This is a genomic window from Bradyrhizobium sp. BEA-2-5, from assembly GCF_032918025.1.
GTDB classification, from domain to species: Bacteria; Pseudomonadota; Alphaproteobacteria; order Rhizobiales; family Xanthobacteraceae; genus Bradyrhizobium; species Bradyrhizobium pachyrhizi.
Genome location: NZ_CP136629.1, coordinates 7,875,035 through 7,897,399, shown reverse-complemented (window position 1 = coordinate 7,897,399; position 22,365 = coordinate 7,875,035). Strand labels below are relative to the sequence as shown.

At 65.4% G+C, this 22,365-nt stretch carries 23 protein-coding genes, 1 tRNA gene and 1 riboswitch; of the genes, 10 read left to right on the top strand and 14 right to left on the bottom strand.

Annotation, left to right across the window (positions count from 1 at the left end):
* The first annotated feature begins 93 nt into the window (after window positions 1–93).
* The gene (locus tag RX327_RS36875) at window positions 94–867 is read left to right on the top strand and encodes an SDR family oxidoreductase (protein WP_317248816.1); all 774 of its coding nucleotides are present in this window, start codon (window positions 94–96) and stop codon (window positions 865–867) included.
* A 276-nt stretch (window positions 868–1,143) separates the two neighbouring features.
* On the opposite strand, the gene RX327_RS36870 is transcribed toward RX327_RS36875, so the two are convergent.
* On the bottom strand, window positions 1,144–2,337 hold the full coding sequence (locus RX327_RS36870; RefSeq protein ID WP_317248815.1) for an O-succinylhomoserine sulfhydrylase: 1,194 nt from the start codon (window positions 2,335–2,337) through the stop codon (window positions 1,144–1,146).
* Window positions 2,338–2,412: 75 nt separating this feature from the next.
* Window positions 2,413–2,492, bottom strand: a riboswitch (SAM riboswitch).
* A 182-nt stretch (window positions 2,493–2,674) separates the two neighbouring features.
* On the opposite strand from RX327_RS36870, the gene RX327_RS36865 reads away from it, so the two are divergent.
* From RX327_RS36865 to RX327_RS36855, 3 genes are all read left to right on the top strand, one after another.
* Entirely contained in the window at window positions 2,675–3,733 is a 1,059-nt protein-coding gene (locus RX327_RS36865; protein ID WP_410712224.1) for a 2'-deoxycytidine 5'-triphosphate deaminase, read from the top strand.
* Between the two features lie 583 nt (window positions 3,734–4,316).
* Window positions 4,317–5,366: a hypothetical protein gene (locus tag RX327_RS36860; protein WP_317248814.1), complete on the top strand. Its 1,050-nt coding sequence runs from the start codon at window positions 4,317–4,319 to the stop codon at window positions 5,364–5,366.
* 129 nt (window positions 5,367–5,495) lie between these two features.
* Window positions 5,496–6,938, top strand: a complete 1,443-nt coding sequence (locus RX327_RS36855; RefSeq protein WP_317248813.1) for an MATE family efflux transporter — start codon at window positions 5,496–5,498, stop codon at window positions 6,936–6,938.
* A gap of 58 nt (window positions 6,939–6,996) precedes the next feature.
* Here RX327_RS36855 and RX327_RS36850 read toward each other — a convergent pair whose 3' ends face one another.
* The 5 genes from RX327_RS36850 to RX327_RS36830 form a co-directional block, all read right to left on the bottom strand.
* The gene (locus RX327_RS36850) at window positions 6,997–8,010 is read right to left on the bottom strand and encodes an IS30 family transposase (protein WP_317248812.1); all 1,014 of its coding nucleotides are present in this window, start codon (window positions 8,008–8,010) and stop codon (window positions 6,997–6,999) included.
* A 353-nt stretch (window positions 8,011–8,363) separates the two neighbouring features.
* Complete coding sequence (locus tag RX327_RS36845) at window positions 8,364–8,774, bottom strand: SRPBCC family protein (RefSeq protein ID WP_317248811.1); 411 nt, start codon at window positions 8,772–8,774, stop codon at window positions 8,364–8,366.
* Between the two features lie 127 nt (window positions 8,775–8,901).
* Entirely contained in the window at window positions 8,902–9,261 is a 360-nt protein-coding gene (locus RX327_RS36840) for a VOC family protein (RefSeq protein ID WP_317248810.1), read from the bottom strand.
* A gap of 55 nt (window positions 9,262–9,316) precedes the next feature.
* Entirely contained in the window at window positions 9,317–10,156 is an 840-nt protein-coding gene (locus tag RX327_RS36835; RefSeq protein ID WP_317248809.1) for an AraC family transcriptional regulator, read from the bottom strand.
* Window positions 10,157–10,165: 9 nt separating this feature from the next.
* Window positions 10,166–10,744: a methylated-DNA--[protein]-cysteine S-methyltransferase gene (locus RX327_RS36830; RefSeq protein ID WP_050382646.1), complete on the bottom strand. Its 579-nt coding sequence runs from the start codon at window positions 10,742–10,744 to the stop codon at window positions 10,166–10,168.
* 78 nt (window positions 10,745–10,822) lie between these two features.
* On the opposite strand from RX327_RS36830, the gene RX327_RS36825 reads away from it, so the two are divergent.
* The 4 genes from RX327_RS36825 (at window position 10,823) to RX327_RS36810 (ending at window position 13,186) form a co-directional block, all read left to right on the top strand.
* On the top strand, window positions 10,823–12,451 hold the full coding sequence (locus RX327_RS36825) for a 4-amino-4-deoxy-L-arabinose transferase (RefSeq protein ID WP_244481676.1): 1,629 nt from the start codon (window positions 10,823–10,825) through the stop codon (window positions 12,449–12,451).
* A 106-nt stretch (window positions 12,452–12,557) separates the two neighbouring features.
* Window positions 12,558–12,631: transfer RNA gene (locus RX327_RS36820), tRNA-Gly, on the top strand.
* A 133-nt stretch (window positions 12,632–12,764) separates the two neighbouring features.
* Window positions 12,765–12,971 carry a DUF3551 domain-containing protein gene (locus RX327_RS36815; RefSeq protein WP_244481677.1) on the top strand — a complete coding sequence of 69 codons (207 nt, stop codon included), beginning with the start codon at window positions 12,765–12,767 and terminating at the stop codon, window positions 12,969–12,971.
* Between the two features lie 41 nt (window positions 12,972–13,012).
* Window positions 13,013–13,186, top strand: a complete 174-nt coding sequence (locus RX327_RS36810) for a hypothetical protein (protein WP_167350363.1) — start codon at window positions 13,013–13,015, stop codon at window positions 13,184–13,186.
* A gap of 365 nt (window positions 13,187–13,551) precedes the next feature.
* Here RX327_RS36810 and RX327_RS36805 read toward each other — a convergent pair whose 3' ends face one another.
* Entirely contained in the window at window positions 13,552–14,571 is a 1,020-nt protein-coding gene (locus RX327_RS36805) for an LLM class flavin-dependent oxidoreductase (protein ID WP_317248808.1), read from the bottom strand.
* A 248-nt stretch (window positions 14,572–14,819) separates the two neighbouring features.
* On the opposite strand from RX327_RS36805, the gene RX327_RS36800 reads away from it, so the two are divergent.
* Together RX327_RS36800 and RX327_RS36795 are read left to right on the top strand one after the other, a co-directional pair.
* Entirely contained in the window at window positions 14,820–15,986 is a 1,167-nt protein-coding gene (locus tag RX327_RS36800; protein ID WP_050382650.1) for an NADH:flavin oxidoreductase/NADH oxidase, read from the top strand.
* A gap of 36 nt (window positions 15,987–16,022) precedes the next feature.
* A complete protein-coding gene (locus tag RX327_RS36795; protein WP_317248807.1) occupies window positions 16,023–16,952 on the top strand; it encodes a dihydrodipicolinate synthase family protein in 930 nt (309 codons plus the stop codon).
* A gap of 6 nt (window positions 16,953–16,958) precedes the next feature.
* On the opposite strand, the gene RX327_RS36790 is transcribed toward RX327_RS36795, so the two are convergent.
* The 7 genes from RX327_RS36790 to RX327_RS36760 all read right to left on the bottom strand — a co-directional run bounded on the left by RX327_RS36790 (window position 16,959) and on the right by RX327_RS36760 (window position 22,334).
* Window positions 16,959–18,128, bottom strand: a complete 1,170-nt coding sequence (locus RX327_RS36790) for a cytochrome P450 (protein ID WP_317248806.1) — start codon at window positions 18,126–18,128, stop codon at window positions 16,959–16,961.
* Between the two features lie 108 nt (window positions 18,129–18,236).
* Complete coding sequence (locus RX327_RS36785; RefSeq protein ID WP_317248805.1) at window positions 18,237–19,034, bottom strand: helix-turn-helix transcriptional regulator; 798 nt, start codon at window positions 19,032–19,034, stop codon at window positions 18,237–18,239.
* Window positions 19,035–19,197: 163 nt separating this feature from the next.
* Window positions 19,198–19,560, bottom strand: a complete 363-nt coding sequence (locus tag RX327_RS36780; protein ID WP_050382657.1) for a nuclear transport factor 2 family protein — start codon at window positions 19,558–19,560, stop codon at window positions 19,198–19,200.
* Between the two features lie 94 nt (window positions 19,561–19,654).
* On the bottom strand, window positions 19,655–19,975 hold the full coding sequence (locus RX327_RS36775) for a cupredoxin domain-containing protein (RefSeq protein WP_167350364.1): 321 nt from the start codon (window positions 19,973–19,975) through the stop codon (window positions 19,655–19,657).
* A gap of 11 nt (window positions 19,976–19,986) precedes the next feature.
* Window positions 19,987–20,508, bottom strand: a complete 522-nt coding sequence (locus RX327_RS36770; RefSeq protein WP_028334573.1) for a DUF4142 domain-containing protein — start codon at window positions 20,506–20,508, stop codon at window positions 19,987–19,989.
* A gap of 95 nt (window positions 20,509–20,603) precedes the next feature.
* A complete protein-coding gene (locus RX327_RS36765; protein WP_050382661.1) occupies window positions 20,604–21,293 on the bottom strand; it encodes an RNA polymerase sigma factor in 690 nt (229 codons plus the stop codon).
* Window positions 21,294–21,386: 93 nt separating this feature from the next.
* Window positions 21,387–22,334: a LysR family transcriptional regulator gene (locus tag RX327_RS36760; protein ID WP_317248803.1), complete on the bottom strand. Its 948-nt coding sequence runs from the start codon at window positions 22,332–22,334 to the stop codon at window positions 21,387–21,389.
* Between the last annotated feature and the right edge of the window lie 31 nt (window positions 22,335–22,365).

The window sequence follows — 22,365 nt, the reverse complement described above, 5'->3', positions numbered from 1 at the left end:
TCTCCGGATTCCCCCGATGCGCGATTGCGCATCTGAGGTTCGCGACTGCGTCGCGCCCCGGAATGACGTGCCAATAACAGGGAAACAACAACAATGAAAAACACCCCGTTCGATCTCACCGGCAAGGTCGCCGTGGTCACCGGCTCCAGCCGCGGCATCGGCCGCTCCTCCGCCGAGCTCCTGGCGAAGCTGGGCGCCAAGGTCGTGGTGTCCTCGCGCAAGGCCGAGGCCTGCAAGGAAGTCGCCGACGGCATCAACGCGTCCGGTGGCGAGGCAACCGTCATTCCCTGCAACATCGCGCGCAAGAACGAGGTCGAGGCGCTGATCGCGGGTGCCACGAAGCATTACGGCAAGATCGACGTCCTCGTCTGCAACGCCGCAGTGAACCCGTATTACGGCCCGCTGCTCGACATCCCGGATGAAGCCTTCGACAAGATCATGGGCTCGAACGTCAAGAGCAACATCTGGCTTTCCGCGCTCACGATCCCGCAGATGGCGGAGCGCGGCAACGGCTCCGTCGTCATCATTTCCTCCATCGGGGGCTTGCGCGGCTCCACCGTGATCGGCGCCTACGGCATCTCGAAAGCCGCCGATTTCGCGCTGTGCCGTTCGCTCGCGGGCGAATGGGGCCCGAAAGGCGTGCGCGTCAACTGCATCGCGCCCGGCCTGGTCAAGACCGACTTCGCCCGCGCGCTGTGGGAAGACGAAGCCAATCTGAAGCGCCGCACCGCCACCACCCCGCTCCGCCGCATCGGCGAGCCCGACGAAATCGCCGGCGCGGTCGCCTACCTCGCCTCGGACGCATCGAGCTTCATGACCGGCCAGACCATCGTCATCGACGGCGGCGTCACGACGGCCGCGACGTAAGGTCAATCGCTCTAAAGCATGATCCGGAAAAGTGCGAAGCGGTTTTCCGAAAAGATCATGCTCAAACAAAGAGCTAAGGCGCGATGACGATTCAACCTAATCTCATCGCGCTTTAAGAGATAGCGCGCAATCGTCCCACGATCTCGTCATGCCCGGCCTCGTGCCGGGCATCCACGTCTTTGGCGGTTGCTGCGAGCAAGACGTGGATGGCCGGGACAAGCCCGGCCACGACGACGCCGAAAGAACGGCGCACGCCGCCCGCGAGAGGCGTTTGCCTCAAACCTGCTCCAGCGCGCGCTCGAAGTCCTCGATCAGATCGTCGGCATGTTCGAGCCCCGCGGAGAAGCGAATGAACCCCTCGCTGATCCCGAGCGCGGCACGGTCCTCCGGCTTCAGGCGCTGATGCGTCGTCGTCGCCGGATGCGTGACGAGGCTCTTGGCGTCGCCGAGATTGTTCGAGATCCGCGAGATCTTCAGCGCGTTGAGGCAGCGGAAGGCGCCGGCCTTGCCGCCCTTGACCTCGAAGCCGACCAGGGTCGAGCCCCCGCGCATCTGCTTCTTCACCAAAGCTGCCTGCGGATGATCGGCGCGGCCGGGATAGACCAGCCGCGAGATCTTCGGATGGCTCGCCAGCACCTCGGCAATGCGCGCTGCAGTCTCGGTCTGCGCGCGCACACGCACGCCCAGCGTCTCCAGGCCCTTGAGCAGGACCCAGGCATTGAACGGAGAGATCGAGGGGCCGGTCTGGCGCATGAAATTGTGGATGTGCTCAGCGATGAAGGCTTCCGACGACAGGATGATGCCGCCCAGGCACCGGCCCTGGCCGTCGATATGCTTGGTCGCGGAATAGACGACCACGTCGGCCCCTAGCGCGAGCGGGCTCTGCCAGATCGGAGTGGCGAACACGTTGTCGACCACGAGCCGCGCGCCACCCCTGTGCGCGATCTCGGCGATCCCGGGGATGTCCAGCACGTCGAGGGTCGGGTTGGTCGGGCTCTCCAGGAAGAACGTTTTCGTGTTGGGCTTCAGCGCGCGCTGCCATTGGTCGAGATCGAGCCCGTCGACCAGCGTGGTCTCGATGCCGTAGCGCGGCAACAAGTCCTGGATGACGTAGAGGCACGAGCCGAACAGGGCGCGCGAAGCCACGACGTGATCGCCGGCCTTGAGCGGTGCGAGGATCGCGGTCGTCACCGCGGCCATGCCGGTCGCCGCCGAGCGGGCGGCTTCGGCGCCTTCGAGCTCGATCATGCGGCGCTCGAACATCGCGATGGTGGGGTTGGAGTAGCGCGAATAGATGAAGCCGGGATCCTCGCCCTTGAACCGCGCCTCGCACTCCTCGGCGCTGTTGTAGACGTAGCCTTGGGTGAGGAACAGCGCCTCCGACGTCTCGCCAAATTGCGAGCGCAGGGTCCCGGAATGGACCAAGCGGGTTTCGGGACGAAAGCGGGCCGTGGTTTCAGATTCAGACATGTGACCTCCGAGGTGGCCATTTCCTCTGGAGAACGGTCACAAAAAAACCGGCCTGGATATCTCCACTGGCCGGGATCACAGAGGTCCCCGGCCTGTTTAGCGACTTATTTAACGTGGCTGCAAGCCGGCCGGCTCAAATCACCACGGGATAAGTGATGCTCATATTCCCTCGCGCCCTTTCCGTCAAGACGGTCATCGGATAACCCGTAAAAGCCCATATTTTGGGGCTTGATGGCCGCCTGGAGTATGATTTTTGGGCCATCTCGAGGGATCGCCGAGGGACCGCATCGTGTCGTTCACGCTGGAAGATGAATCCAATGGTATCCTGCCCGACCGCATGATCGCGGCGATGGCGGAAGCGGGGCTCATCCTGCCCGAATACGACTTTGTCGAGAGCCAGATCCAGCCGGCAAGCCTCGATCTGCGCCTCGGCGATATCGCCTATCGCGTCCGCGCGAGCTTCCTGCCCGGTCCCGGCGCCACGGTCGCCGAACGCATCGATGAATTGAAGCTGCACGAGTTCAGCCTCGCCGACGGCGCGGTGCTGGAGACCAACTGCGTGTACATCGTGCCGCTGCTGGAAAGCCTGGCGCTGCCGCCGGAAATCGTCGCGGCAGCCAACCCCAAGAGCTCGACCGGCCGGCTCGACGTCTTCACCCGCGTGATCGCCGACGGCACCCGCCGCTTCGACATGATCGGCGCCGGCTATCATGGCCCGCTCTATGCCGAGATCAGCCCGAAGACCTTTCCGGTGCTGGTGCGCGAGGGCTCGCGCCTCAGCCAGGTCCGCTTCCGGATCGGCGAGGCGACGTTGACCGCCGACGAGCTCGAGACGCTGCATGCCGCCGAGCGCCTCGTCGACATCGACGATGCCGACCTCTCCGGCGGCGTCGCCGTCTCCGTCGACCTCTCCGGCGAGAAGGCGAGCGGCTTCGTCGGCTATCGCGCCAAGCGCCACACCGGTGTCGTCGACGTCGATCGCCGCTCCGGCTACGCGGTCGAAGACTTCTGGGAGCCGATCTCGGCCCGCCCCGACGGCAGCCTCATCCTCGATCCCGGCGAGTTCTACATCCTCGCCTCCAAGGAAGCTGTGCAGGTGCCGCCCGACTACGCCGCGGAGATGGTGCCGTTCGATCCCTTGGTGGGCGAGTTCCGCGTGCACTATGCCGGATTCTTCGATCCCGGCTTCGGCTATGCCGGCGCCGGCGGCCAGGGCTCGCGTGCCGTGCTTGAGGTGCGCTCGCGCGAGGTGCCGTTCATCCTCGAGCACGGCCAGATTGTCGGTCGCCTCGTCTATGAAAAGATGCTCGCCCGCCCCGACGCGATGTACGGCCAGCGCATCGGTTCCAACTACCAGGCGCAGGGCCTGAAGCTGAGCAAGCATTTTCGGGTGTAATTCCGTTTCGCGCGCGTGTAATTCCGCGCGCCGGATTTCGCGTCATTCTCCGCCGTCATTCCCCGCGAAAGCGGGGAATCCAGTACGCCGCGGCTTCTCCATCGACAACAACTGTCTCTGGAATACTGGATCGCCGATCAAGTCGGGCGATGACACCGAGTGTGTGTTGGTTGCGCCGTCTCTTCGGCGAATGACACATTTCAGTTTCGCGCGCGTGCGTAATTCCGTAGCTCGGACTTCCCACTCGTTGTCATTCCCCGCGAAAGCGGGGAATCCAGTACGCCGCGGCCTCTCCATCGACAACGTCTGTCTCTGGAATACTGGATCGCCCGATCAAGTCGGGCGATGACACCGAATATGTGTCTGGTTGCGTCGCGCCTATGCCGATGACACACTTCCAGAAGCTCTCCAAGGATTTCGGGTGCAATTCCGTTTCGCGCGCGTGTTCCGTAGCCCGGATGAAGCATAGCGAAATCCGGGACGCTGCATACGCGCATTGAGCTGCCCCGGATTGCGCTTCGCTCCATCCGGGCTACGATTGCGCATGCGAGCTCGCCTCGCCAACAACAGCCAGGGAGCGAACATGACCGCAGGCGAAAGCGCACAGGAAGCGCAATGGCGGAAGTGGCGCGGCGTCGCCGACCTCTATCATGCTTATTTCACCGGCCTCATCCTCACCGTGGTGACTCGGCGCGGGACAGCGGATGCTGCGGAATTCGTCTTCCGTGTGTTCCGCCGCCAGCAGCAGGAGCGTTTCCTGCCCGGGCTCGAGAAGCTCGGGCTTAAAGGTCTGCCGCCCGCGGTCGCGGCGGCGCAATATCACTATCTCTCCAACTGGATCGGCGGCGTGCATGTCGAATACATGTATGAGAGCGACGCCAAGGCCTGGATCCGCTATCCGCCGCCGCGCTGGATCTGGAGGGGCACCGCGATCTGCGGCGTGCCGGGCGAGGTCAGCCGCGCGATGCTGCGTGGCTGGCACGCCAACAACGGCGTTGCGCTTGGTGATCTCAGGCTCGGCTTCGTCTGCACCAAGCAGAGCGTCGATGGCCAGGATGGGCTCGAAGGCTATTATTGCGAATACGATCATCCGCTCGAGCTCGATCAGCGCCTGGTGTTCGCGCGCCATCTCGAGGCGCCGCCGTTCGATCCCGGGACCGCGCCGGCGCTGCCGGTCGCGAGCTGGCCGAAGCCGCGTCTGGAAAAGGCCTATCGCAACTACGCCATGGAATATGTCCGCACCGCCGCGCCCGTGATGGTGCAGCTGTTCGGTCCGGAGGATGCCGGCTATCTGCTGCATCTCACGGGCAAGCTGATCGGCATGCAATATTTCGACGAGGTTGCGCAGGCGCTCGGCGGCAGCCGTGGCCGTACCACGGAATTTGCCGCATTCCTGCGCACTCTCTTCGAGTCGCAGGACGATGTCGCTGACATCACCGAGTCCGAGGGCCAGTTCGAAATCCGCCAGCAGGGCTGGAAGCTGATGGCCGACGTCGCCGATTATCATCCGGCCTGCGCCAGCGTGCTGACCGGCCTGTTCGAAGGGCTGGCGGCCGGCTGCGGGCGGCATATTCCGGTGCATCTGAAGCCGAATAGCACCGCCGGCGCACCGTTCGTCTGGTCGATCGGCTAGCGCCAAGGTTCATCCGGGTTCACCTGCAATCGCGCAGGCCCCCCTTGCGTCCCGCGCACGTGGATTCCGCCGTTGCCATGGTAGGGAAACACCATGGCGCGGCTCCCCAGATCGCGCGTGGGAGTAGAAATGTCCGATCTCGGCCTCGCCGAAATACCTGTTGACGAACAAGAGCGGCCGCTGCCGCCGCCGGTGACCAAGCCGGCGCGCAATGCGCTGACCGACGGGCCGATCCTGCGCACGCTGCTCTCCCTCGCCTGGCCGAACGTGATCGGCTTGTCGGCCGGCATCTGCGTGGTGATCGCGGAGACCTCTTATGTCGGCCGGCTCGGTGTCGAGGCGCTGGCGGCGATGGCGTTGGTGTTTCCGACCGTGATCCTGACCATGACGATGTCGGGCGGCGCCATGGGCGGTGCGGTGGCCTCGGCCATCGCGCGTGCGCTCGGCGCCGGCGATCGCGAGCGCGCCGGAACGCTCGCCGTGCATGCGATGCTGATCGGCCTGACCTTTGGTTTGACCTTCATGCTGGGCATGCTGATCTTCGGACCCAGGGTGCTCGAAATGCTTGGCGGCCGCGGCGCCGTGCTGACGCATGCGATCGCCTACACGCAGGTGTTTTTCGGCGGCGCCGTGCTGCCCTGGTTGCTCAACACCATGGCGGGTGTCCTGCGCGGCACCGGCAACATGAAGCTGCCGTCATTTCTCATCCTCAACTCCGCGGCCTGGCAGATCGTGCTCGGCGGCACGCTGGGTCTCGGTCTCGGACCGGTGCCGCAGTTCGGAATGCGCGGCGTCGCCGCGGGTTCGCTGATCGCCTATTCGATCAGCATCAGCGTGATGGGCTGGTATCTGTTCTCGGGCCGCGCCCGCGTGAAGCCGAAACTCAAGGGGCTGCGCGTGCGATGGGCGATGTTCTTCGACATCCTCAAGGTCGGCGCCATCGCCTGCTTCTCGCCGCTGCAATCGGTGCTGACGATCTCGATCTTCACCCACATGCTGGCGAAGTTCGGCACCGCGATCCTCGCCGGTTACGGCATCGGCGCGCGGCTCGAGTTTCTGCTGACCTCGATCGCGTTCTCGTTCGGCATCGCCTGTGTGCCGATGGTCGGTATGGCGATCGGCGCAGGCCGCATCGCACGCGCCCGGCGCATCACCTGGATCGCGGGCACGGTGTCGTTCCTTGCGGTCGGCGTGGTCGGCAGCTTCATCGCCGTCTTCCCCGATCTCTGGGTCAACCTGTTCACCAGTGATCCGCACGTGCGCGCGACGAGCCATCAATATCTCTCGACCGTCGGGCCGTTCTACGCCTTCTTCGGCCTTGCAACGACGATGTATTTCTCCTCGCAAGGCGCCGCCAAGGTGATCGGCCCGGTGCTCGCGCAGACGGCGCGGCTGATCTATATCGCGGCCGTCGGCTGGTGGCTGTCGACGCACGGCGCCAGCGCGCAGAGCTTCTTCGCACTCGCCGCCGCCTCGATGGGCGTGCTCGGCGTGCTGTCCTGCCTCAGCGTGATCCTGACGCGCTGGGGCAAGTCGGCGCCGGTCGCCGAGCCGCAGCCGGCGCTATCTTGAACCGCCGAAAGTGCCGTCTCGGCTCTCACACCGTCATCCTGAGAGGATGTGCATGCATTCAGCGTCGTCCTGGCGAAAGCCAGGAGGTAGATTCACATTCGAAGTGCAACACTTGAGCAAAGGCCTCGGCAGGCGTGCGGTAGTCAAGGCATTTGCGCGGGGTGTTGTTGTAGGCGGCGATGAACTGGCGGAATCTGGCGGTCGAGAGGGTTACGAGATCGGTCTTGCGGGGAATAAAGCGGCGCATCCTGCCGATAGCGTTCTCGATGCCGCCCTTCTGCCAGGGGGCGTGGGGATCGCAGAAGAAGGTCTCGATCGAGAGGCGGTGCAGCGCCAGGTGACCGGCGAACTCGGTGCCGTTGTCGAAGGTCACGGTCTGGCGCAGCTCCTGTGGCAGGGTCGCGAAGAAGCCCACGAGATGGCGGGCGACACCGCGCGCGACCTTGCTGGCAAGGCGGATGCCGAGCAGCAGACGCGAGGTGCGCTCGTGCACGGTCAGCACGGCCTGACCGTATTTCGAGAACATCATCAGGTCGGCCTCCCAGTGTCCGGGCACGCTGCGGTCGGCCACTTCGATCGGCCGATTTGCCAAGGAAACACGGCCTTCGATGAAGCTTGCGGGGCTGCCGCCCCTCTTGCCGCGGCGGCCGCGCTTGCTCTTGGCGCGCGGCAGATAGCGCCGCCAGTTGAAATCCGTGGTGCGCCTGAGTTGGGCATAGATGAAGCGGTAGATGGTCTCGTGCGAGATCACCTTGCGCCCGGACTCGCGGGCCAGCCGGCCGGCGACCTGCTCGGGCGACCAGCCCCGGCGAAGGCGTTCCAACACCGCGCGGCGCAGGCCGGGCTCCCGTTCGAGGCGTCCGCCCGTCCAGCGCCGCGCTCGCATCTGGTGCTGGGCATAGTTTGGCTTGTAGCCGACCTGGCTCCCCCGATTGCGCCTCAGTTCCCGAGAGACCGTTGATGGCGAGCGATCCAGAGCTGCCGCGATTTGCCGGACCGAGCTGCCATTGGCCGATAGGCAGGCAATCTCGCATCGGTCGTCCAGAGAGAGCTGCTTGTAAGTCCGCCCCATGGCAACACCTCCTCAAGGAAGTGTTGCACTTCGTTTGCGAACTCAGGGGACCCATTACCCCAACCGCTTGTTGTTATGCGACGCTGGGGCCACTATCGCACGCTCAATCGAATTCGGTGGTTATGAGTCCTGGCTTTCGCCAGAACGACGGCGTGGGGAGGCCGCTCGCTACAATTCTCATACCGTTATCGCCGCGCAAAGGCGACCTTTGCGCGGGAGTGACGGTGATAAAGTTTCCGGCCGCTAAAGCATGATCCGGAAAAGTGCGAAGCGGTTTTCCGAAAAGATCATGCTCAAACAAAGAGCTAAGGCGCGATGACGATTCAACTTAATCTCATCGCGCTTTAGCCCTGCTACGCTGCGTTCTTCGCCGATTTGGCCATCGCGGCTTGCATCGCCGCCGCGCCGAGGTCCATCTGCGCGTCCATGTATGGCGCGACCTCGTGCGGCAGCACGTCGGCGATCCACACCACCCGGCAGCGCGCGTCGCCCTCGGCGAACACCTGCACCGAGGCGGAATGCTGCTTCAACCGTTCGCTGCTGATCGCATAGACCAGCCGTTGCCGCTTGTCGTCGCAATCGACCAGCGTCTCGCGGGCCACGGTGCCGTTGGCGAAGCTGACGGTGCGAACGTCGCCATCAAGCTTGGTGTCGGTGACGAAGCCCGGCACCAGCCGCTGGTACAGCGCGCCGAAATCGCGCACCGCGTCCCAGACATGATCTGCCGGCGCGTCGATCGGGATGTCTTTGTAAATGGAAGCCATGAGGTTGAGTCCTTTCTGTCGCATTTGAAGGACCGTCATTGCGAGCAAAGCGAGGCAATCCACCTCACAGCGGTATGCAAGAATGGATTGCTTCGTCGCTTCGCGCCTCGCCATGACGGGTTGAGGCTCAGGTCGAAACCGCCTCGACATTGTTGCCGTCGGGGTCGATCAAGAACGCCGCATAATAGGTCGGGCTGTAGTCCTTGCGGTGGCCCGCCGCGCCGTTGTCCTTGCCGCCGGCTTTCAGGCCTTCGGTATGGAATGTCTTGATCGCGTCATGGCTCGGCGCGCGGAACGCAACGTGCGCGCCGCCTTGGGCCTTGCCCTTGTGCAGATGCAGCCAGAGCGCGGGCTCGCCCTTCGGGCCGAAGCCGGCACCGCTGTCGTCGCGCGAGCAGAGCACGAAGCCGAGTGGTGCCAGCACCGCGGTGTAGAAGCGGACACTGGCGTCGAGGTCGGCGACGCGCAATCCGATATGGTCGTACATGGGAAATCTCCAGTCGCTAAGCGCATCGAAAGACGCGCGGACCGGAGCAGCCTAGCTATTGCAGCGCGAGACGTTCTTGGAAAATCTTGCGGTCGCCGCGCGAGGCCTGGCGGAACTTCAGCGGCGAGGCACCGGCGGCGCGGTGGAAGCTGCGCACGAAATTGGAGAGGTCGCCGAAACCGACGTCATAGGCGATGTCGGTGACCGCGATGTCGTCGTCGGCGAGCAGCCGCGCGGCGTGCCGCAGCCGCGAACGCACCAGATATTGATGCGGGGTGACGCCGAGCACGCTCGAGAACAGCCGCAGGAAATGGAAGGTGCTCAAGCCGGCCTGCTCCGCGGTATCGTCGAGGTCGATCTGATGGTGTGAGTTGTCGTCGATCCACAGCGCGGCCTCGACCGCGCGGCGGCGGTCGCGCAAGCCCGCGGTGAGAGGCTTTGCCTTGCGGTCGGACACCAGCTCGACAAGGCGGCCGGCGAGGATCTGGCCGATCTCGTCGAGACCGAGGTCGCTGTTGCCATCTGCTGCCGTCTGGGCGAGCTCGCCCAGCACCATCAGCTCGGGCAGCGGCGGCGTCGCGCCGACCTGCCAGACCGCCGCGCGGTCGCCGATGGTCTCGACCAGCTCCGGGTCCAGGAAGAACGACAGGCAGACGTCGCCGGACACGTGCTCATGCGTGCAGGTGTATTCCTCGCCGGGGGCGCCGACCAACATCGAGCCTGCCACCAGCTCGAAGAAACCGGCGCGGCAATGGCAGCCGAAGCTCCCGCTGCGCACATAGGACACCGAGTGGCAGGCGAACTGCTCGGCGAACGGCTCGTCGCCGGGTTCCGCCGTACAGCGAAACTCGTTCACCGTGATGCGATCGCGCTGCAGCAGCGTGGTTCGGACCATACCCGGGATTTAAGCTTGCGGCCGGAGTCGTGCAACGGGCAGCAGCACATCAAAAAGGGTCTTGCTGGTGGTCGGCTGGGCGCCCTCGATCGAGAGCAGCCGCCGCTTCGAGATGCTGCCGCCGTTCGGCGAGATCCGGTCGGCATAATTGCCCGCCTCGAGCACCCGGTGGCAGGGCACCATGAGCATGAAGGGATTGCGGCCGAGCGCCTGTGCCACCGAATAGACCGCGCCGGACGCGCGCAAGGCGCTCGCCACCTCGTCATAGGTCCGGGTTTCGCCGCGGGGAATGGTGCGGACAAACTGATAGACGCGCGCGTTGAATGCCGGAATGCCGCTCATGTCGAGCGCAACGCCGGCAAGCTCACCATTGCCGCCGCGCAAGGTCGCGGCGATGCCCTCGATCGCGACAGCGACCTCTTCAGGAGGCCGCATCTCGCGCGCGTCAGGATAAAGCTTGAATAGTCGCTTGCGGGTCTCGATCTCGCGCAGCTCGGGAAGCTGCACGCCGGCCACGCCGAGCTCGCCCCACGCGATACCGCATCGGCCGATCGCCGTGTCGAAAATGGTGTACCCACGCCCCGCCATGACGCCACCAGCCCCCATGCGCGCGATCTTAACATCGTCGCTGGCGCGCGCATCCGGAATCTTGACGTTCGGTTAAGCATGCCGTGGCGCGGTTGCGCGCGGGCCGGCGAGCCTCCGGTCACGCATCTTAAAGGCTTTGCCCGCTATCTGGTCGTCAGCATGCTGCTCCACGGTACGATCGGCGGAACGATGACCAGCACCGGCGCGGATGCGGCGCGCGGCAGCACCGCCGTGGCCGGGACATCGACCGGGCGTCTTCATCCGCTGTTCGCATTGTTGTTGCTGGCATTGGTCCTGCGCCTTGCGGCCGCGCTCTGGCCCAACGTGATGTATCCGGACGAGATCTTTCAATATCTCGAGCCGGCGTGGCGGATGCTCGGTCATGACGGCATTTTGACGTGGGACTGGCGCGAAGGCATTCGCGGCTGGTTCCTGCCGACATTGCTGGCCGGGCCGGTCGCGGTGGGCGGCTTGATTGCGCCGGGCGGCGAGGGCGCTTTCCTGGTGCCGCGCCTGGTCGCCGCATCTGCGTCACTGTCGATCGTGGTCAGCGCCTGGTTCTTTGGTGCACGGATCTCGCGAACCCATGCCATCGTCGCGGCGTTCGCTGCGGCAGTCTGGTTCGAGTTGATCCTGCTCGCGCCGCACACATTGGGCGAGCCGTTGGCGACGGCGCTGATCGTGCCGGCGGCGCTGCTGGTGACCAGCCGTCCGTCGCGGCGGCATCTTGCGATCGGCGGCGCGTTGCTCGCCTTTGCCTTTGTCTGCCGCTTCCAGTATGCGCCGGCCATCGCCGTGCTTGCGCTCGGCGCCTGCTGGATGCGTTGGCGAAACCTGATTCCCTTGATCGCGGGCGGTCTCGCCGCGCTGATGCTCTCCGCCGCGATCGAGCTTGCGCATGGCGCCGTGCCGTTCGCCTGGCTGATCGGCAACATCAGGGAAAACCTGCTGCACGATCGCGCGACCGAGTTCGGCGTGACGCCCCCTTCGGCCTATCTCGTCAACTTCCTGATCGTGTGGTCGGCGGCGATCGTATTGCCGCTCGCCGCGATCTGGCGCGGCGCGCGCCATGCGCCGCTGTTGCTGGCCGTGGCGCTGGTCAACCTCGTCTTCCACAGCCTGATCGCGCACAAGGAATACCGCTTCGTCTTCCTGTCGGTGGCGCTGTTCATCATCGTCGCGGCGCTGGGATCGGCCGATTGGGTGCAATGGCTGCGCGCAAAACCCGGGTGGCGCCGCTGGGCGTTGCCGATCGTGACCGGCGGCTGGGCCTTGCTCTCGGTCACGCTCGCCGGCGCCAGCGAAGGGATGCGCGACTACTGGACGCGTGGTGTCGGCGCGGCGCGGCTCGCCGCCGAACTGCGCAGCGATCCGCAGATGTGCGGCCTTGCACTTTACAATGTTCGTTTCCAGCTGTTGCCGGGTCGCGAACGATTGGTGGGGGCGGTGCCGCTCTATGCGCTCGAGCCCGCCGATCCGCTCGCCGAGCTCATGCTGCCGCCGCTGTTGCAGGCGACCAGGCCGGCCTTCAACCGTATCCTTGCGCGGCCCGCGGCCGCCGGTGATCTGCCGGCGGATTTTTCAAGGCAAAGCTGTGCCCGCGTCGGCATCGCCGATGCCTGCATCTATGCACGAAGCGGCACCTGCGACGCATCCGCCGCCACGGCTTTTGTCCTCAATGACGTGCTCGTGAGGATGGGCCATTAGCGGGGCGGTGCGGCGATCGGCTTCAATGCGCGCTTGATCCGCTGGCTCCGCCCGGGCTATGGTCCGGCCGGTCGCACCGTAGGGTGCGACCTCAAGCATTGAGATCGCGGGCGTAGTTCAATGGTAGAACGGCAGCTTCCCAAGCTGCATACGAGGGTTCGATTCCCTTCGCCCGCTCCAGCCTTCAGGCAAATGTCGCGGGACAGTTTGTCGGCAAGGCACCGTTTGTCGGCAAGGCAATGTATTTCGCGACAGCAGGAGACGTGACGTGAGGTTGCTTGGAGCGCTGCTGCTTGCGCTAGGGGCGCTTTGGATGACAAGGCCGGCATCCGCGCAAATGTATGATCCGCGCTATCCCGTCTGCATGCATGTTTACGGTATGCTGGTCGGCGAGCGCATGGACTGCGTCTTCACGTCGCTGGAACAGTGTCAGGCCGGCGCCGTTGGGCTTCCGGCAACCTGTCTGGTGAACCCCTATTATGCGCCGAGATCGGCGCGTCCTCATCGGCCTGAACGATGACCTTTCCGGCCGTATCGCGAGCGTTGATTTGAGATCAGTGCATGGCATGGTGGTACTACGCGCTCTTCGCGATCGTTCTGCTCGGATGTTGTGCATTGGTGGTTCGCGCCCGTCGCGGCAGCAATACGCGAGAAGATGAGGAGCTGAACCGGCGGATCGATGAGCGCGTCGAGCGGCTCGATCTGACTCGGCGCAATCGCGACAGGGATTCCTGATCGAGGGAATCCGCGTGGCAATCCAGCCAGCTTCGGGCGATCATCCCGGGATATTACGGCGATCTGTTCACGCAACGTGCGCGCCTAACGAACCGTACTCAACCTGTTCTTCTCACAACGCGCAGTTATGTTTCCGTAGTTCTCCGCGTTTGAGAACGAAGTTCCGCCGGAACGATGTCGCGGGTTCCGGCATTGGTCGAATAGAGCCGACCGACCTCCGGCGAGAACGGTCGGTTCAAGCCCGCGTCCGGCCGTTCCCTCTCAACAGCCCCCCTAGAAGACGGCCGGCGCGGGTCCTTATCCCTGTCGTGCTCGATGTGACGAGCCTGCGCGCCGGTCGAGTATCGCTGACATTCGCGATGGATTTAGCGCCAGCCCAAAGCGGGTGCGATCTGGGTCAAGATCGTCTCGATCACATGCGCGTTGTAGTCGACGCCGAGCTGATTGGGGACGGTCAGGAGCAAGGTATCGGCCTCCGCGATCGCCTCATCCGTCTTGAGCTGCTCGATCAGCCTGTCCGGCTCGGCGGCGTAGCCGCGGCCGAAGATCGCGCGCGTCCTCTCGTCGATGAAGCCGATCTGGTCTTCCTCCTGTCCGTTGCCGAAATAGGCGCGGTCGCGATCGTCGACCAGCGCGAAGATGCTGCGGCTCACCGAGACCCGCGGCTCGTGCGTGTGCCCGGCTTCCTTCCATGCGGCGCGATAGGCCCGGATTTGCGCGGCCTGCTGCACATGGAAAGCCTCGCCGGTCTCGTCGTTCTTCAGCGTCGAGCTCTGCAGGTTCATGCCGAGCTTCGCCGCCCACACCGCGGTCGCGTTCGAGCCGGCGCCCCACCAGATCCGCTCGCGCAGGCCCTCCGAGAGTGGTTCGAGCCGAAGCAGGCCGGGCGGGTTCGGAAACATCGGCTGCGGATTGGGCTGGGCAAAACCTTCGCCGCGGAGCAGGTCGAGGAAGACCTCGGCATGGCGCCGGCCCATGTCGGCATCGCTCTGGCCTTCGGCCGGCTGATAGCCGAAATAGCGCCAGCCGTCGATCACCTGCTCCGGCGAGCCGCGGCTGATGCCGAGTTGCAGCCGGCCGCCGGCGATGAGATCGGCGCTGCCTGCGTCCTCCACCATGTAGAGCGGGTTCTCATAGCGCATGTCGATCACGGCCGTGCCGATCTCGATCCTGCTGGTCTTGGCGCCGACGGCCGCAAGCAGCGGGAAGGGCGAGGCCAGCTGCCGCGCGAAGTGGTGGACGCGGAAATAGGCGCCGTCTGCGCCTAGCTGTTCCGCCGCAACGGCAAGCTCGATCGATTGCAGCAGCGTGTCGCCGGCGGAGCGGGTCTGCGATTGCGGCGAGGGCGTCCAGTGCCCGAAGGAGAGGAATCCGATCTTTTTCATGCCGGCAATGTAGGGATGTCCGCGACGAATTGCGATCCGTGGATGTGACCCAGGGATGACTGAAAGTGTTTACCAGCCGGGAAATTGTTCTGCGGCAAATGTTGCGGGTTTTGCAGATCGCGCCGTTGCGCAAGTGCTGCATGCGTGCAGGTCTTGCCGCCTGCGCCGCGGCATGACTTGCGATCTCGGGACGCGCCGCCTAGCTTTCCGCCACGATTTCTCCCGCCAACACCTTTCCGCAGGTCCCGATGTCGCAGCCGCTTCTGTTTCAGCCGATCACGCTTCGCGGCGTGACCTCCCGAAACCGCATCCTGATCTCGCCGATGTGCCAGTATTCGGCGACCGACGGGCTCGCCAATGACTGGCATCTCGTGCATCTCGGCAAGTTCGCCCAGGGCGGCGCCGGGCTCGTGATGGTCGAGGCCGCAGCGGTTGTCGCCGAGGGCCGCATCACCCATGGCGATGTCGGCATCTGGAACGACGAGCAGATCGCGCCGCTCGAGCGGATCGCCGCTTTCCTCAAGGACAATGGCGCGGTGCCCTCGATCCAGCTCGCGCATGCCGGTCGCAAGGCCAGCATGCAGCGTCCCTGGTACGGCAATGCCGCTCTCGATGAGGCCGATCGCGCTCGCGGCGATCTGCCGTGGCGGACGGTGGCGCCGAGCGCGATCCCGATGGAAGACGGCTGGCTGATGCCGCACGCGCTCGACCTGGCCGAACTCGCCGCGCTGCGCGAGCAATGGCGGCGCGCCACCTTGCGCGCGGTTGAGGCCGGCTTCGAATTCGTCGAGGTGCATTGCGCGCATGGCTATCTGCTGCACGAATTCCTCTCGCCATTGTCGAACCGCCGCACCGATGCCTATGGCGGCGACCGCGCCGGGCGGATGCGCTATCCGCTCGAGATCATCGAGACCGTGCGCGCGGCCTGGCCGGCGGAGCGGCCGCTGGCGGTGCGGATCTCCTCGGTCGACGGTATCGACGGCGGCCTGACGCTCGAGGACCAGGTCGCGTTTGCCCGCGAAGCCAGGGCGCGCGGTGCCGATTTGATCGATTGCTCGTCGGGCGGACTGCTCGGCTCGGCGACCGCGGCGCGGATTCCGCGCGGCTACGGCTTTCAGGTGCCCTATGCCGATGAGATCCGCCGCGCCGCCGGCATTGCGACCATCGCGGTCGGCCTCATCCTGCATCCGCAGCAGGCCGAAGACGTCCTGGCCAAAGGCCAGGCCGATCTGGTCGCGATCGGCCGCGAGGCGCTGTTCGATCCGAACTGGCCGCTGCATGCCGAGCTGGCGCTCGGCGGTGGAGGCGGCGAGGTGTTCGCGTCCTGGCCGAAGCAGTATGGTTGGTGGCTGGAGCGGCGCGAGCCGGGCCTGCGCCGGCTCGATGGCCCGCCGCTGCCGTTCCGCCAGAGCTGACAAGAAAATCCGACAACAACCTGGGAGGTCGTTACCATGACATCAGTCGCAAAGCGCCCCTATCGCGGCGTCTTCCCCGTGGCGCCGACCATCTTTGACGCCAACGGCAATCTCGACCTCGAAGGACAACGGCGCTGCATCGATTTCATGATCGATGCCGGCTCGCACGGCATCTGCATCCTCGCCAATTTCTCCGAGCAGTTCGTGCTCACCGACGCCGAGCGCGAGGCCGTGATGCATGCGGTGCTGGAACATGTGGCTGGCCGGGTTCCCGTGATCGTGACCACCACGCATTTCAGCTCGGCCGTGTGCGCGGCGCGCAGCCGCGAGGCGGAAGCTGCCGGCGCCGCCATGGTGATGGTGATGCCGCCCTATCACGGCGCGACCTTCCGCGTCGGCGAGCCGGGCATCTATGAGTTTTATCGGGTGGTGTCGGATGCCATCGACATCCCCATCATGATCCAGGACGCGCCTGTGGCCGGCACGCCGCTCTCGGTCGAGCTGCTGGCGCGGCTGGCGCGCGAATTCGCCAACATCCGTTATTTCAAGATCGAGGTGCCGATGGCGGCAAACAAGCTGCGCAGTCTGATCGAGAAGGGCGGCGCCGAGATCGAAGGCCCCTGGGACGGCGAGGAGGCGATCACGCTGCTGGCCGATCTCGACGCCGGCGCCACTGGCGCCATGACCGGCGGCGGCTATCCCGACGGCATCCGCCAGATCACCGATCCGTTCTTCGCCGGCCGGCGCGACGAGGCCATGCAGGCCTATGCGCGGTGGCTGCCGCTGATCAATTACGAAAATCGCCAATGCGGGCTGCAGGCCTGCAAGGTGCTGATGCGCGAGGGCGGCGTCATCAAGTCCGAGGCGGTGCGCCACCCGCTGCAACCGCTGCATCCGGCGACCCGCGCGGGGCTGATCGAGATCGCGCGGACACTCGATCCGGTCGTGCTGCGCTGGGGACGGTAACGAGGCTTACGCGTCCCACGTCACCGGCAGATCCAGGAGGCCGCGGAATGCCCAGCCGCCGATCCGCGCCGGCTGGTGCGCGATCAGGCGCAGATTCTTCAGCCGGTTGAAGATCGCGGGCAGCGCGACCTCGGCGATCATGGCGCGGGAGGCGAAGGCGCCGGCGCAGAAATGCGGGCCGGCGCCGAAGGCGACGCTCTTGGAGGTGTCTCGTCTCACGTCGAACGCATCGGCGCGCTCGAAGTGCTTCTCGTCGCGGTTGGCGGAGCCGAACATCAGGAATACGCGCTCGTCGGTCTCAAACGAGACGTCGCGGATGCTCCAGGGCTTTGCGATCCGCCGCGGCGACATGCCGATGGGCGAGATCCAGCGCGCATATTCCTCGAAGGCCTGCAGCCACGGGATCGCGCCGGTCGTCGCCAGCGCGAGCTGCTCGGGATGGGTGAGCAGCGCCCACACCGTGCCGGCGATCGCCTTGCGCGGCTCGTTCTGGCCGCCCGAGATCGCGAGCTTGACGTTGGCACGCACGCTCTCCATCGGCATGTCGGTCTGCAGCATCACGCCGAGCAGGCTGAGGTCGGGCGTCTTGCGCAGCCCAGGGACCATGTCGTCGATCGCGGCATCGATGCCCGACGTCGCGGCATGGCAGCGCGCCTCGACCTCGGGGTCGCCGGCATAGTTGGCGATGCCCTCGATCATGCCTTGCGACCACGCGTCCATGGCCTCGAAGCCGATATTGGTGAGGCCGGTGATCGACTTCAGGCACTCGCCGGAGAAGGGCAGCGCGAAGGCCTGCACGAAATCGACCACGCCGTCCGGCTTCAGTTCGTCGAGGATGCGCGTCGCGTGTGCTTCGAACTGCGCCGTCCAGTGCGATCTGACGGTTTTCGGCGAGATCGCCGGAAAGATCGCCTTGCGCTCGTTCATGTGCGCCTCGCCGTCCTTGCGCATCATGTTGTGGCCCATCAGCCGGTTCATCAGGCCGGCGGGCTGGTGTGAGGAGAACACGTCGATCTGCTTCTCGGAGATCGAGATGTCGTCGCGGCTCGTCAGCAGCGTCGAGCCGAGCTGCGGCACGAACGCGATCGGCGCCTCTTTGCGCATGCGCGCCAGCGCCGGGTAGGGATCCTGCCAGAAGGCGGGGACGTCGATGTCGAAATGGGGCGCGGTGCTCACGAGTGATCTCGGTTTGGCCTCGGGTTTTCGGGCCGAGCATAGGCCGGGCGGCGCGGCCCGTCTGTCCCCACCGCTGGGGACAGCGGGAGACCACCGCCCGGAGCGCGCTCAGTTCAGCTGGCGCGCCGAGGCCATCAGGCGCAGCACGATCGCGAACAGCTCGCTCTGCGAGGAGATGCCGAGCCGCTCATAGGCGCGCTTGCGATAGGTTAGGGCGGAGTGCAGCCCGATGCCGAGCTCGGCGGCGATCGCTTCCGAGCTGAGACCGGAGAGGATGCGCAGGCAGACCTCCTGCTCACGCCCGGTCAGCCTGGCGAGCGGCTCAGCGGTTGCAAACAAGGTCTTCAACCGCTCGATCGGTTCAACATCCGCTGCCGGGTCGCGCTGGAAATGCCGCGCCACGGCCGCCGTCAACGCCGGCGCGACCGCGGCCAGGCGCGCGATCTGCTCGCGGCTGAAGCGGCCCTGCGCCGCGATGCGGTAGAAGTTGACGTAGAAGCAGGTGTCGCCGGTCCAGATCGCGGTGGCGCATTTGTCGACGATGCCGGAATCGTTGAAGAAGATCTTGCGATAGCCGTCGCTGTACATGCGGCGGGCAAAATTCGGCAGCACGATCGGCGCGGCCTGCGTCCGCCCCTCGAACACCGCATCGCGGTTCGGGTCGGCCTGATGGAAATGTTCGGAATAGGCGATCCCGAGGTCGCGCCCGGTCGGGATGTTGCCGACATCGAGCAGGCACGCGGCGGTCCGCGGGCCGGTGAACGAGAACACCATGCAGTGACCGACACCGGCGACGCGGCGCAGCGCGCCGATCAGGGCCTGCGGAAAGCTGTCGCGGCCGATCGCCAGCAGCGCCGGCGTGATGTCGCTGACGACAGAAGTCTTGAAGGCGTAATCTGCCTTCATGGCGTCCTCCCTGTGTTTCGGGAAGACTAGAGCGTTTTCCGTTCCGATGGAATCGGAACGGGACTCTAGGCTCCTTGTTTTGACGCGTTTTCTTGACGCGAACCGGTATCCACTTCGCTCGAAAACGCTCTGGCAGCGACATCGCCGGCGCGGAAGCGGCGCCTCAGGCGCCCGGCACCTGGTCGAGGAAGCCGGTGATGCTCCTGATCCGGCCGTCCTTCAGCATGGCGAAGTCGGTGCCCTTGATCGGGCTGTCGACGCCGTCGGGTCCGAGGCCCCAGGAGAATCGGACATGGTCGCCGAAGCCGTTCGGCTCCCCGATCAGCTTGAAGCGGAAGTCCGGAAACTTCTGCTGCACGCCGGCGATCAGCGCGTCGACGCCCTCTTGGCCGTCGCCGCTCATCAGCGGATCGACATAGCGCGCATCGGCGGTCCAGTTCTCGCTCAGCATCTCGCGGCGCCGGCTCGGCGTCCGCTCGTTCCAGAGATCGATATAGCGGCGGGCGATGGCGGCATGGTCGGTCATGGTGCTCTCCTTCGATAGTGCCGGACTGTGCGGCGGTCCGGACTATCGAAGGTTCGCGTGCGCCGATCGATTACCTCCGAGGTCATCGCGCAGGCTATGGTGCGATGGTCAGCACCGCCTTCATGTTGGGATGGTAGCGGCAGTAATAGTCGACCGTGCCGGCCTTGGTCAGGACCGACTTGACCGTCTTCTTCGGCGCGATCGTCACGTCGAATTCGCCGTTCTTCGCGGTGGCGGTGTGGGCCAGCACGTCCTTGTTGACCCATTCGATGGTGTCGCCGACCTTGGCCGACACCTCGGCCGGCGAGATCACCATATTCTCCATCACGATCCGGATGGTGGCCGCATGCGCCGGGACGGCCATCGCGCCGAGCGCGAGCAAAGCCAGCGTTGCGAGACAGCGTCCTGGCAACATCGCGCGCCTCCTCACTTCAGGCCGGCGGCGACGTGTTCGGCATGCTGCTGGTGGCCCTGGAAGATCTTCAGGCCGGTCTGCAGCAGGCTCTTCAGCTCGGGATTGCTGGCCGAGGGGATCAGCTGCGTCTCCAGCGCGGTGTTGACTGCCTTGTGGTAGGCGATCTCGTTGTCGATATAGGCCTTGTCATAGGCGGCGCCCTTCAGCTTGCCGAGTTCGGCGAGCTTGTCGGCCGCCTGCTTCGACAGCGCCTTGCTGGTGTCGTTGTCCTCCGGCGTCACCTTCAATTTCTTGACGAGGTCGAGCGCCTGCTTGTTCACCGCCTCGTGGTCGCGCGCCATGTCCTTGGCGAACGCCTTGATCTCCTTGTTGGAGGCCTTCTCTTCCGCCTGCTTGGCGGCATTGATGTCGATCACACCGGCCGTATAGGCGATGTGCGCGATCTGCGGATCGGTCGGCTTTGCGCCCTGCGCCAGCGCAGCGCAGTTGAGAAGGCTGAGCGCGGCGACCGCGATACCCAATCGAACGAACATGGCTTGAAACTCCTGTTGAGCCGGGCGTAGCGCGCGGCGCGTCGTTGCTTGCACAGGAGTTGGATGGTGCGGGCGAGCAGAGGTTCCCGAAAAATTCAGGCCGTGGCGCGGAGCCGTTTCAGAACCGCCTCGGTCAATCGCTCGCAGCGCTTGCCCGCGAAGGGGAAGGCCTCCATGACGACGGGGCCGATCTTCCGCTCGACATTGTCGCGCAGCATGGTCCGGGCGCGATGCAGGCGGGTCTTCACGGTTTCCGGCTTGAGGCCGAGGATCTCAGCGGTCTCCTCGACATTCATGCCCTCGATCACGCGGGTGATGAAGACGAGGCGGAACGCCTCCGGCAGCTCGTCGATCGCGTGCTCGACGACGTGCTGGATCTCACGCTGGGCCATGGATTTTTCCGGATCGTCCGTTGACGACAGGGGGAACTGGATGATCTGGGCTTCAGGAGCGCCTTTCGGCAGATCGGACCATTCGACGCTGCTGTGCCTGCGGCGCAGGCGGCCGAGCGCCTCGTTCATTGCGATCCGCGACAGCCAGGTCGAGAGGCTGGAGTCGCCGCGGAACTGGTCCAGATGGGTAAAGGCGCGCACATAGGCGTCCTGAACCACGTCCTCGGCCTCGTGGTCGTTGCGCAGGATGCCGCGCGCCAGCCGGAACAGCCGGCGATTATTGGCCTGCATGATGGCGCGGATTGCGGCCTCGTCGCGGGCGCGCGCGCGTTGCACCAGCTCGGCATCGTCCGAGCGGATCGGCGGCAGGGACGTTACATGGGCCTGGCGCATGGCGGGATCGCCCTCACTGTTGGCGGAATAATACCATTGGATGCCGACCGGCCGTACAGGTTCCCGGGAAAATGGTGATCGGCCAAAAAGACCCTACGGCCTGATATAGGCCTCCGGATCGCCGCGTGCATGCGCCTCCATCGCGTCGAGGAAGCAGCGCACCTTCGCCGGGACAAATTGCCGCGCCGGCAACAGCGCGTGCACGTTGAGCGGCTCGCAGGCATGGTCCGGCAGCAGTCGCCGCAGCTGGCCGGCCGCGACGGCGGTGCGAGTGTAGCTCGCGGTGACCCGCAGCACGCCATGACCGGCGAGCGCGGCCTGCAGGCGGACATGGGCATTCGAGCTGGTCAGGCGCGCGCGATCGACCGCGAGATGCTCGATCGCGCCGCCGGGAGCGGTGATCGCCCAGGGCGGATCGCTGGGGCCGGTCAGCAGCGGCAGCTTTCTCAGATCATCCAGCGTGCGTGGCTCGCCGAGCTTGTCGAGCAGCGCGGGTGCCGCGAACAGACCGCGCTCGAGCGTGAAGACGCGGCGGATCACGATGCCGGCCGACGGCAGCGGCGCCTCCAGCATCGCGAACACGATGTCGTAGTTCTCGGCGATCGGGTTGACGATGTCATGCTCGACGTCGATCCGGATCGAAAGCTCCGGATAGCGGCCCATCACCGCGCAGGCGACCGGCCCCGCATGATGCGCGCCGAATTCATAAGGCGCCTTGATGCGCAGCGTGCCCGCCACCGCGCTCGACATCGCCAGCGCCTCGCTGTGGGTGTCGTGCAGCGCCGCGAACAGCGGGCGCACCTTGCGATAGATGGTCTCGCCGGAATCGGTCAGCCGCAGGTGCCGGGTGGTGCGCTCGATCAGCCGCAAACCAAGCTTGGCTTCGAGACGCTGCACCGCAGCACTGAGGCTCGATTTGGGATGGCCAAGCACGCGCGCGGCCGCGGTGAAGCCGCCATGCTCGACAACCTCGCAAAACAGCTCCCAGTCGCGCCACTCCATGGCCGATTGTCCATCCACCGGTACAGTGTGTCCAGCCAAATCGGATTATCCCGGTGACCGCAATCACCTA

Excerpts from the sequence above, each read along its gene's own strand:
- RX327_RS36875 (WP_317248816.1), top strand. The coding sequence starts at position 94 with ATGAAAAACACCCCGTTCGATCTCACCGGCAAGGTCGCCGTGGTCACC.
- RX327_RS36865 (WP_410712224.1), top strand. The coding sequence starts at position 2,675 with ATGATCGCGGCGATGGCGGAAGCGGGGCTCATCCTGCCCGAATACGAC.
- RX327_RS36850 (WP_317248812.1), bottom strand. The coding sequence starts at position 8,010 with ATGGGGCGGACTTACAAGCAGCTCTCTCTGGACGACCGATGCGAGATT.
- RX327_RS36830 (WP_050382646.1), bottom strand. The coding sequence starts at position 10,744 with ATGGCGGGGCGTGGGTACACCATTTTCGACACGGCGATCGGCCGATGC.
- RX327_RS36835 (WP_317248809.1), bottom strand. The coding sequence starts at position 10,156 with ATGGTCCGAACCACGCTGCTGCAGCGCGATCGCATCACGGTGAACGAG.
- RX327_RS36775 (WP_167350364.1), bottom strand. The coding sequence starts at position 19,975 with ATGTTGCCAGGACGCTGTCTCGCAACGCTGGCTTTGCTCGCGCTCGGC.
- RX327_RS36780 (WP_050382657.1), bottom strand. The coding sequence starts at position 19,560 with ATGACCGACCATGCCGCCATCGCCCGCCGCTATATCGATCTCTGGAAC.
- RX327_RS36770 (WP_028334573.1), bottom strand. The coding sequence starts at position 20,508 with ATGTTCGTTCGATTGGGTATCGCGGTCGCCGCGCTCAGCCTTCTCAAC.
- RX327_RS36805 (WP_317248808.1), bottom strand. The coding sequence starts at position 14,571 with ATGAAAAAGATCGGATTCCTCTCCTTCGGGCACTGGACGCCCTCGCCG.
- RX327_RS36795 (WP_317248807.1), top strand. The coding sequence starts at position 16,023 with ATGACATCAGTCGCAAAGCGCCCCTATCGCGGCGTCTTCCCCGTGGCG.
- RX327_RS36810 (WP_167350363.1), top strand. The coding sequence starts at position 13,013 with ATGGCATGGTGGTACTACGCGCTCTTCGCGATCGTTCTGCTCGGATGT.
- RX327_RS36855 (WP_317248813.1), top strand. The coding sequence starts at position 5,496 with ATGTCCGATCTCGGCCTCGCCGAAATACCTGTTGACGAACAAGAGCGG.
- RX327_RS36860 (WP_317248814.1), top strand. The coding sequence starts at position 4,317 with ATGACCGCAGGCGAAAGCGCACAGGAAGCGCAATGGCGGAAGTGGCGC.
- RX327_RS36785 (WP_317248805.1), bottom strand. The coding sequence starts at position 19,034 with ATGAAGGCAGATTACGCCTTCAAGACTTCTGTCGTCAGCGACATCACG.
- RX327_RS36840 (WP_317248810.1), bottom strand. The coding sequence starts at position 9,261 with ATGTACGACCATATCGGATTGCGCGTCGCCGACCTCGACGCCAGTGTC.
- RX327_RS36765 (WP_050382661.1), bottom strand. The coding sequence starts at position 21,293 with ATGCGCCAGGCCCATGTAACGTCCCTGCCGCCGATCCGCTCGGACGAT.
- RX327_RS36845 (WP_317248811.1), bottom strand. The coding sequence starts at position 8,774 with ATGGCTTCCATTTACAAAGACATCCCGATCGACGCGCCGGCAGATCAT.
- RX327_RS36800 (WP_050382650.1), top strand. The coding sequence starts at position 14,820 with ATGTCGCAGCCGCTTCTGTTTCAGCCGATCACGCTTCGCGGCGTGACC.
- RX327_RS36825 (WP_244481676.1), top strand. The coding sequence starts at position 10,823 with ATGCCGTGGCGCGGTTGCGCGCGGGCCGGCGAGCCTCCGGTCACGCAT.
- RX327_RS36815 (WP_244481677.1), top strand. The coding sequence starts at position 12,765 with ATGACAAGGCCGGCATCCGCGCAAATGTATGATCCGCGCTATCCCGTC.
- RX327_RS36870 (WP_317248815.1), bottom strand. The coding sequence starts at position 2,337 with ATGTCTGAATCTGAAACCACGGCCCGCTTTCGTCCCGAAACCCGCTTG.